Source organism: Thermococcus sp. (assembly GCF_015523185.1).
Lineage (GTDB): Archaea > Methanobacteriota_B > Thermococci > Thermococcales > Thermococcaceae > Thermococcus.
Genome location: NZ_WAKV01000034.1, coordinates 1 through 8,721, shown reverse-complemented (window position 1 = coordinate 8,721; position 8,721 = coordinate 1). Strand labels below are relative to the sequence as shown.

The 8,721-nt window shown below is 52.8% G+C and carries 14 protein-coding genes; 8 read left to right on the top strand and 6 right to left on the bottom strand.

The annotated features are described in order from the left end of the window. From F7B33_RS03965 to F7B33_RS03940, 6 genes are all read left to right on the top strand, one after another. Nucleotides 1-266 (top strand): DUF2202 domain-containing protein (locus F7B33_RS03965; RefSeq protein ID WP_297065093.1); only part of this gene is annotated, 266 nt, incomplete at its 5' end. A gap of 34 nt (nt 267-300) precedes the next feature. After that, nucleotides 301-468, top strand: coding sequence for a hypothetical protein (locus F7B33_RS03960; protein WP_297073219.1), 168 nt, complete (start codon nt 301-303; stop codon nt 466-468). Nucleotides 469-511: 43 nt separating this feature from the next. Continuing rightward, the gene (locus tag F7B33_RS03955) at nt 512-1,150 is read left to right on the top strand and encodes a translation initiation factor IF-2 N-terminal domain-containing protein (protein WP_297065098.1); all 639 of its coding nucleotides are present in this window, start codon (nt 512-514) and stop codon (nt 1,148-1,150) included. Next, the gene (locus F7B33_RS03950) at nt 1,147-1,833 is read left to right on the top strand and encodes a DUF2202 domain-containing protein (protein WP_297073216.1); all 687 of its coding nucleotides are present in this window, start codon (nt 1,147-1,149) and stop codon (nt 1,831-1,833) included. Before F7B33_RS03955 ends, F7B33_RS03950 begins: the two co-directional genes overlap by 4 nt. Before the next feature lie 61 nt (nt 1,834-1,894). Beyond that, nucleotides 1,895-2,188 (top strand): winged helix-turn-helix domain-containing protein, encoded by a 294-nt coding sequence (locus F7B33_RS03945; RefSeq protein WP_297065112.1) that lies wholly within the window; start codon nt 1,895-1,897, stop codon nt 2,186-2,188. Between the two features lie 2 nt (nt 2,189-2,190). Continuing rightward, entirely contained in the window at nt 2,191-2,400 is a 210-nt protein-coding gene (locus tag F7B33_RS03940) for a hypothetical protein (RefSeq protein WP_297065114.1), read from the top strand. Nucleotides 2,401-2,406: 6 nt separating this feature from the next. On the opposite strand, the gene F7B33_RS03935 is transcribed toward F7B33_RS03940, so the two are convergent. Together F7B33_RS03935 and F7B33_RS03930 are read right to left on the bottom strand one after the other, a co-directional pair. Continuing rightward, a complete protein-coding gene (locus tag F7B33_RS03935; protein ID WP_297065103.1) occupies nt 2,407-2,658 on the bottom strand; it encodes a hypothetical protein in 252 nt (83 codons plus the stop codon). Nucleotides 2,659-2,776: 118 nt separating this feature from the next. After that, nucleotides 2,777-3,097, bottom strand: coding sequence for a hypothetical protein (locus F7B33_RS03930; protein ID WP_297073214.1), 321 nt, complete (start codon nt 3,095-3,097; stop codon nt 2,777-2,779). A 95-nt stretch (nt 3,098-3,192) separates the two neighbouring features. On the opposite strand from F7B33_RS03930, the gene F7B33_RS03925 reads away from it, so the two are divergent. Together F7B33_RS03925 and F7B33_RS03920 are read left to right on the top strand one after the other, a co-directional pair. Further along, nucleotides 3,193-4,020 carry an aldo/keto reductase gene (locus F7B33_RS03925; protein WP_297073212.1) on the top strand — a complete coding sequence of 276 codons (828 nt, stop codon included), beginning with the start codon at nt 3,193-3,195 and terminating at the stop codon, nt 4,018-4,020. Beyond that, complete coding sequence (locus F7B33_RS03920) at nt 4,020-5,876, top strand: aldehyde ferredoxin oxidoreductase family protein (RefSeq protein WP_297073210.1); 1,857 nt, start codon at nt 4,020-4,022, stop codon at nt 5,874-5,876. The genes F7B33_RS03925 and F7B33_RS03920 overlap by 1 nt, the downstream gene beginning before the upstream one ends. Here the strand turns inward: F7B33_RS03920 and F7B33_RS03915 are convergent. From F7B33_RS03915 to F7B33_RS03900, 4 genes are read right to left on the bottom strand one after another with little or no spacing between them, the layout of a single operon-like run. Continuing rightward, complete coding sequence (locus tag F7B33_RS03915) at nt 5,854-6,489, bottom strand: ATP-binding cassette domain-containing protein (RefSeq protein ID WP_297073208.1); 636 nt, start codon at nt 6,487-6,489, stop codon at nt 5,854-5,856. The genes F7B33_RS03920 and F7B33_RS03915 overlap by 23 nt on opposite strands. Beyond that, nucleotides 6,482-6,886 (bottom strand): hypothetical protein, encoded by a 405-nt coding sequence (locus F7B33_RS03910; protein WP_297073205.1) that lies wholly within the window; start codon nt 6,884-6,886, stop codon nt 6,482-6,484. Before F7B33_RS03910 ends, F7B33_RS03915 begins: the two co-directional genes overlap by 8 nt. After that, nucleotides 6,883-7,953, bottom strand: coding sequence for a hypothetical protein (locus tag F7B33_RS03905; protein WP_297073203.1), 1,071 nt, complete (start codon nt 7,951-7,953; stop codon nt 6,883-6,885). The genes F7B33_RS03910 and F7B33_RS03905 overlap by 4 nt, the downstream gene beginning before the upstream one ends. Before the next feature lie 10 nt (nt 7,954-7,963). After that, nucleotides 7,964-8,404 (bottom strand): hypothetical protein, encoded by a 441-nt coding sequence (locus F7B33_RS03900; protein WP_297073200.1) that lies wholly within the window; start codon nt 8,402-8,404, stop codon nt 7,964-7,966. Between the last annotated feature and the right edge of the window lie 317 nt (nt 8,405-8,721).

Below are 8,721 nucleotides of genomic sequence, written 5' to 3'. Positions count from 1 at the left end.
TCATGGCCGGGAGCGAGAACCACCTCAGGGCCTTTGTAGGTCAGCTTGAGGCCATGGGAGTGGCCTACACGGCTCAAGTGCTTCCTCAGGAGCAGGTTGACGAGATACTGAGCTCAGCTCCGGCCCACGGAATGGGACACGGTCCCGGTACTATGGGCACTTACACGGGTCAGGCCAACAATGGCGGAATCACCAGCACCATAGCTAACGCCTTTGGCCACGCATGGAAGTGGATGAGGGGATTCCTTGGAAGGTTTGGTATCTGACCCTCTCCTTCTTTTCCTTGATTGGTGGTGAAAAATGCCAAGAGGATTCGGGCCTATGATGGGGCCGATGCACGGGAGAAGGGGCTTCGGCTTTGGCTGGTTGTTTTTGCCCTTTGCCCTGCTGATAATATTTGCCAAATTGGCTTTCCTGCTCCTGCTCTTTATCGTAATTGGGCTTATAATATACGCGCTGATGAGGTGAAGAACATGCTCTGCGTAGGAAAATGTCCACCGGAGGTGAAAGCATGAGAGCCTCAGTACTCCTAAGGGGAGTTGTTGACCTGCTCCTCCTAATAGTCTTTGTTGGAATGGCTGTAACGGGAATAGGCCTGTATTTAGCGCCCAGCGGGAGGATAGCGGACAGCATAGGATGGACCTTCTTTGGTATGGATAAGGACACTCTCACCAACGTTCACACGTATCTGGGCTTCATCATGATTGGCCTCGTGGGGGTTCACCTGGCGGTGGGGTTCAGGAGTATGCTAGTAATGCTGAAGTCTGCATTTAAGAGCTCAAAGGCAAAGGTAATGGCTGGCCTGATAATTCCAATACTGCTCATAGCAGTTGGATTCCAAGCGTTTTCAGCGTATACGGGCGAAGAGGAAACAACATATGAATCGTATGACTCCTACTATGAAGAAGAATCAACTAACTCAACGGCTTACATAACGGGCACGATGATGAAGTACTACACCGTCCAGGAGCTCGCCAAGGAGTTCAACGTTTCAACGGACGCGCTGATAGAAAAGCTGAAGGAGAAGGGAATAGAGGCAACCCCGGACGAGAAGCTCGTTGAGATTGAGTACAAGTACGACCTGGACAGGGAGGAATTCAAGGCCATGTTGGAGGAGATTATAGCGGAGCTCCGGGGTGAGAACGGATGAGAAGGGCAGGTTTCCTCCTGATGGCCCTGCTTTTCCTGGCCATCTTTGGGGCAGGGTGTATAACAAGCTCGAGCACGACAACCGGCACGGGCTCGGCCACCATGGGCCCTCCTGCGGATAAGGGCTACGGTGCCAGTGCAAACGCGGGAATAGTGGTGGACATCTCGGCGTATCCCGTTGAAAACCTGAGCCCAGAGGAGGTTGAGGCAATACTCTACATGAGGGAGGAAGAGAAGCTCGCCAGAGACGTGTATCTTACGCTTTACAACAAGACGGGGCTTCCAATATTCGAGAACATAGCGAGGAGCGAGCAGACCCACATGGACATGGTGCTCGAGCTCATTAGGAAATACAACCTGACCGACCCCGTTGCAGGGATGGGAGTCGGTGAATTCAACAGTACGGAGATGCAGGAGCTTTACAAAAAGCTCGTTGCAAAGGGGAGTGAAAGTGACATTGAAGCCCTTAAAGTGGGGGCTCTCATAGAGGAGATTGACATCAAGGACTTGGACGAGTGGCTAAAACACGTGGACAACCAGGACATAAAGGCCGTCTTTGAGAGCCTGAGAAAAGGAAGTGAGAACCACCTAAGGGCATTTACAAGGTTGCTCCAAAACAGGTACGGTATTACATATGCACCACAAGTACTGAGTGAAAACGAATACAGGAGTATTGTTGGCTGAGCGGAAAGCTTTTATCTCTTTTTTTCCTAACCCCCTCCAGGCCCAATCAGCGGTGTTGACCATGGTGCAGAGTATCGAGGAGCTAGCAAGGTTTTGTGATGCACTCTCAAATCCAGTGAGGGTTAAGATACTAAAGTTGCTCTGCGAAAAGGAATGGTACGTTTACGAACTCGCCAAGACCCTCGGAATTTCGAGGCAACTTCTCTATCTGCACCTCAAAAAGCTTGAAAAAGCCGGCCTTGTCGAGAGCGAGCTTCGACTTGAGCCCGACGACCCGAGGGCCAAGAAGTACTATCGGGCCAAGCCCTTCAAGCTAGTCATAGACAACGATGTTGTAAAGCGCCTGGAGGGATGAAGATGCCTTGGGGGGGAGGATACATGTCAACACCCAGCGGATGGATAAGTATAATCCTTGGCCTTATCATTCTCGTCGTGTTAGTCTTTGCGTTCTATCAGGTGAACAAAACGCTGAACGAGTTCAGGGTCGAGTTGGAGAAGCTAAAGAACGCGCTCGAAGAAACGAGGAAAAACACGGAGGAAGTGAAGAAGAAGCTTGAGGAAGTCTGAAACTCTTCAGGACTTCAAAACTCTAATTTCATTTTTGAACATATCCCAGTTTAGTCCTAGGTGGATTGCTATCAAGGCCAACATTACTATTCCGTACCTCGACTTCATTCTTAGGATTTCTATCCCATTCATTCCGAGGAAAGAGCCGTGCTTCATCGCCATTACCTCACCTATGGTAAGGAAGATTGCTCCTATGTATATAGCTATCAGTATTGAAGACAACACCGCTTTGGCCTTCACTTTTGTCCTCGCGTTCATTTTCATCCCTGAGTTGACGAGTGTCATATAATTTAAATTAATTTTGGTTCAACTATCAAAGAAAACAGGGAGTGCGGAGAGTAATGGGAAACCCAAAAGGAGTCGGAACTGGGAGAAATCAGCTGAAGAGTATCACGAGTTCCTTCCTGAACATGCTCCAGTTCATGGCGAGGTGGGTTATGATAAGCACCATCATGAACAGCTCGTACCTTGCGCGTAGCTCTAGGAAGTCGAGGTGGGTCATCCCGAGAAAACTCCCCGTTTTCATCGAAACGAATGTTCCGATGGTTATGAACACAACCCCGAGGAAAGCTGTGACCAGAACCAGCGAAAACGCCGCCTTCATCCTGAGCCTTTTCTTCATCTTCGGATTTTTCTTGGCCTCCTCAAAAACCTTGGACATCGGGTCCATAGTATCACCCACTTCCCCAACGGCCACGCTTTTATAAACCTTCGTTCCACACATCTGGTCATTTTAGCGTTTAGACGGAAACCTTAATTAAGTTCGGATTCCTAATCTTCGCGGTGTGAGGAATGCCACGGGTCTCTGACCTCAAGAGGATAGGCGATGATAAGGTCACAGCAATAGGAATGGGAACATGGGGAATAGGCGGCTACGAGAGTCCAGACTACTCGAGGGATAGGGAAAGTGTTGAAGTCCTCAGGTACGGCCTTGAGCTTGGGATTAACTTAATTGATACTGCTGAATTCTACGGGGCCGGCCACAGCGAAGAGCTCGTTGGAAAAGCGATAGAAGGCTTTGACCGGGAGGAAATCTTCATCATCAGCAAGGTCTGGCCCACTCACTTCGGCTATGAAAAAGCCAAGAAGGCCGCAAGGGCAAGTGCGAAGAGGCTTAGCACTTACATAGACCTTTACCTCCTCCACTGGCCCGGCGAGAGCTGGGAGAAGATTAAGGAGACCCTCCACGCGCTGGAGGAACTCGTTGACGAGGGACTCATAAGGTACATTGGAGTTAGCAACTTCGACCTTGAACTTCTCAAGCGCTCCCAGGGGGCGATGAGGAAGTATGAGATTGTAGCAAACGAGGTCAAGTACTCCCTCAGAGACCGCTGGTCTGAAACGAGTGGCCTTTTGGATTACATGAAACAGGAGAAGATGGCATTGATTGCCTACACTCCACTGGAGAAGGGAACCCTAGCAAGAAACTCCTGCCTGGCCGAGATTGGAAGGGCCTACAGAAAGACGGCCGCCCAGGTGGCTTTGAACTACCTCATCTGGGAGGAAAACGTTATGGCCATTCCCAAAGCCGGAAGCAAGGCCCATCTCGAAGAGAACTTTGGAGCTATGGGCTGGCGCCTCTCGGGGGAGGATAGGGAAAAGGCAAGGGGGTGTGTCTGATGTACGGCTACCACAACAGGATTGCGCGTGTAAACCTGACGGAGGGGAAGGTTACCTATGAGGAGCTGCCGGATGAGGTGATAAGGAAGTTCATCGGCGGAAAGGGCCTCGGCTACTACCTGATTTACCGCGAGGTCCCACCGGGAACGGACCCGCTCAGCCCGGCCAACAAGTTCGTCTTCGCACCGGGTGGAATGACGGGCCTCGTCCCGGGTTCGAGCAAGATTATAGCGGTGAGCAAGAGCCCCGAGACGAGACTCATAAGCGACTCCAGCGGCGGAGACGCCTTCGGGCCGAAGCTGAAGGGCCACTTCGATGCTCTCATAATCGAAGGAAAGAGTGAGGAACCTGTCTATCTATACGTCCACGATGGGGAGGTTGAGATTAGGGACGCCAGCCACCTCTGGGGAAAGGGCAACTACGAAGTGGCTAAAGAAATCTGGAGGGAACACCCGAAGGCGAGCATAGGCATGATAGGCCCAGCAGGGGAGAAGCTGAGCAGGATTGCCAACGTTGTTTACGATACTGAAAGAGCCAGCGGAAGAGGTGGGCTGGGAGCGGTTTTGGGGAGCAAGAAGGTCAAAGCGGTTGTGGTCGAACCCGGCGAGAAGCCGAAGGTTGCTAATCCAGAGGAGTTCCAGAAGTTGTGGCAGGAGTACTACAACGAGTTCTCGACGAATCCAAAGTATGAACACACGAGGAACTATGGAACTACCGATGCCCTTAGAAGTGCCGCTTCACTCGGCATGAGCCCGGCCTACAACTTCTCAAGGCCATACATCCCGGACGAGCTTGCATCAAAGCTAGCTGGAGATGAGATTAAGAAGTATGAAGTCGAGCCAGAATGGTTCGTCCACGGCAAGAGCTGTCCCATAAAGTGCGCCCGCTACGTTGAGGTGGAATACAAGGGCAGAAAAATCCGCGTCAAGCCCGAATACGAGAGCATAGCAATGCTCGGTGCCGCAACGGGCGTCTTCAACTTTCCAGCGGTTGCGTACTTCAACTGGCTCGTCAACAACCTCGGACTTGACAGTATAGCGACAGGTAACACGATAGCGTGGCTCTTCGAGATGGTGGAGCGCGGTCTCATCGGCGAGGATGAGATAGGCTTCCCAGTTAAGGGCTTCGGCGACGAGGAGGCAGAGGAGATGCTCATCAGGCTGATGGCCGAGAAAAAGGGCTTCGGGGCAATTTTGGCAGACGGCGTTAAGAGGGCCTGTGAGAGGCTTGGCAGAGGATGTAAATTCGCGGTTCACGTCAAGGGAATGGAGGCACCGGCCTGGGACCCGCGCGGGAGGAGAACGTACGCTTTGAGCTACGCAACGGCGGACGTTGGTGCTTCCCATCTCCGAGGCTGGCCTAGACCCCACCAGTTGCCAAACCAGGGACCGGCCAAAGAACTCGTGCCTTCACTTATCGAAGGCAGGGACGAGAGTTACATCACCGATATGCTCGGAACGTGTAAGTTCGTGCCCTACAAGATGGAAGACCTCGCGAGGCTATACTCCCTCGTTACGGGCGAGGAATGGACGGTTGAGGAGTTGAGGAGAAGAACATGGGGCGTCGAGAGCATCGCGCGCATACATAACGCCCTCGACTGGGTTACGCCACCTCTTGACGACACGATTCCGCCGCGCTGGTGGGAGCCGGAGCCGGACGATCCGGCGGAGGGCAACGCGGCATTCATAGACTACAACGACTTCCTCGAGGCAAGAAGGGAGTTCTACAGGCTAAGGGGCTGGGACGAAGAGCTTGGCGTCCCTCTGCCAGAAACGATGGAGAAGCTCGGCCTCCCCGAGTTCAGGGGAGATGCCGAGAGGGCTTTGGAGGTCGTTAGAAAGAGGATGGAGGCTTAGCCCCCTTAAATTCATTTATTGAAACGTTGTTCAGGCCGGCTATCGGATTCCTCGATGTTACGAGAACCGCGCCTTTCTCCGAGAGTTCCTCCACGAGGATTCTAACGAGCTCCTCGCCGGAGTCGTCTATCCCTATCGCAGGGTCATCGAGCACCGTCAGTTCTCTACCGAGGGAATAGGCAACGAGGAGCTGGACCTTCCTCTTCTGTCCCTGAGAGAGCTCTCCCAGTTTTCTACCGTACAGAGACTCCAACTCAAAGAGCTTCATCCCCTCCTTTATTCTCTGGGCATCGGGTCTCTCGCCGTATATATCGAACACTAGCTTAGCGTACTCCCCGACTCTGAGATACGGGGGAAGTTCAACCGTCTCCGGCAGGTAGAAGATGTTCCTCATGACGCGGGTTCCCCGCCTTGGTGGTTTCCCGAGCACCAGTACCTCCCCCGATAGGGGTTTGATGAGCCCAACGACGGTTTTGAGGAGGGTGGTCTTTCCCGTGCCGTTGGGTCCGTAAACCACGACGTGCTCACCCCTCCCGAGCTCGAGGGACAGCTCGAGGAGGGGAAACTCGTAGCCACAGGCGAGGTTCCTGAGCACTAGAATGGCGCTATCCAAGTTTAATCCCCCCCAATCCGGCTATATCCGCTGGGATTGTAAGGAAGTGTAGGAGGAAGGGGATTGCCACCAGACCGTAGCCGGGAAGCAGGATGAGTCCAACGGTTCCGAGTACAATCCCAGGCAGGATGGAGGAAAGAAAAAGGGTTTCCCTAGATGCGTTGCCTACAACCTCAATCGTCAGGAAGGTCCCTTTTCTCAGGATAAAGCCGTTTGGGGGAAGCAGGACAACGTGGAGGAACTCGTGGAGGGCAACGCTGACGGGAACGGCCAGGCCAAAGAGAACGAGTTTGAGCGCCTTTGAGGGACACAGGACAACGAATGGGAGCGCGAAGAAAAAGGGTAGCCAGAGGAACCGGGTTGAAAGGGCCTCGATTAAAACCCCAAGCTTCCTCATGCACCATACCTCCAGACGTCAAGGTCGTAGAGGAGTACCGAAAGCAGAAAAGATGCCCCGAGAACGTACCACAGGGGAAGCCTTGGAAGGAGGAAATGGAGGGCCACCATGTAGCCCATGAACGAGTACCCGGACCACTTGGAGTCCCCTCCGGTGGGGAGTGCGGTGTTGAAGAACGCCCCGGCAATCGCGAGTTTCATGGCGTTTTCCGGGGAGACGACGAAGTGCTTGAGCGATACCATGAAAAACGCGACCGGTAGTTCTAGAGCGAGCGCGAGAACAAAGGCCGTTGATCTCCTTCCCAGGGGCGTTCCAAGGAGCGCTCTAGTGCTTCCCAGGTGGAGCTCAGCCTCCCGAAGGCCAAAGGCTGTGAAGTAGGGAACCGATATAAAGACCAGGGCAAAGATGGAAAAGAGCAGAAAGGTCAGTGGGCTGAAGTCCGGGTTTCTGAAGCCAATGTAATCCGCTATTACGAACCCCATGGGGCCATTGTAGAGACCCTCAAAGACGAGTACCGGCAACACGGAGAGCATGGCGTACCTGGGGCTAATTTGGAACCCCCTGAGGACAACGCGAAGGGAGAAGAACCTTCCCAGGGCACCAAAGGCCCAGAGGGCGTAGGGACCAGTCAGGGCAACAAGGGACGAGACCCTAAGGGCGGAACATTGAATCAAGGGGAACACGAAGGCCAGAGGGGCAAAGAATAGGGCAAAGACCGAGTTGAAAAAGAGTAGTGTGGAAACGAAGGTTGAGAGAACGCCCAGAAGCCCCGTGGAGATACCGCCACGAAGGAGGATGGGGAGCAGGGGGAGTAGGAGGGCTAACGCGCTCAGAACGGCAAGCTTCTCCCTCACAGAGGGAAGTCCAAGCAGAAACTCATCCACCTTCAGAACGTCCCGGGCGTCAACAATCGGCAGGAAGACCCAGGTGATTCCAAGGACCAACAGTAAGGGGTAAGGGGAGGGTTCATTTATTCCGGGCAATCGGAGAGAAATCGCCAGCGTCACAGGAAATAGGGCGAGGTAGAAACCGTTCGTAGTGAGCCCTTTAAAATAGGAAAAGAGCAAGATAATCACCTCACAAAAAGGCCAGGAGACGTGCCACAAGGGCCGCACAGACACACTTAATCTTGAATAGAGTCCACGAGAGTCTCACGTCAATTCCGCACTCCTTGACAGGATTCGGCGAACATACGACCTTCTTACAGTAACCACAAGCGCCACCGTAGAGCAATAGAACTGTCAGCGATATAACGACTATGGCAACGAGGGGACCGGCGTAGTAATAGGTTGGGTTGCCGCTTCTCTGGGAGAGTAGCCGACCAGCGTGGGCCACCAAGAGACCAACAAAACCACCGAAAACGAGTGCAGGTACGAGGTTCACCTGGTAACCGCCGTCGAGATGCTTGACCCACGGAAGACTAACGCCGTTCATGGAGAGGTACGCGCTCAGGGCGCTGAAGGCCGCGAACCACAGCAGGGCAGTAAACAGGTAGTAGGCATATCTCTTCACTTCCACAACGTCACCTCCACAAAAGCTTTGCAATGATGTTGGGACTTAGAAATATATAAATTTTTCTTTTGGTGAGTATAACTAAGTTTTTGAAGTTTGTTTCATTGCATTTAAATTAAAAACATAGAAGCGGCAAATCTTTATTTAAAGTATTAAACTCATTGCTCGGCATGGTGAAACGTCAGCGTCCCGTTGCAGTAGTGGAATAACCCTCGTACAGGCCAAAGGTCGCACAGCCGTTTTATCAATCCTACCCCAGCCGGGAATAACAGGACATAGACAACTCGGGTCATTCATCTGGAAGGGCCTGCTCCAAGCAACTT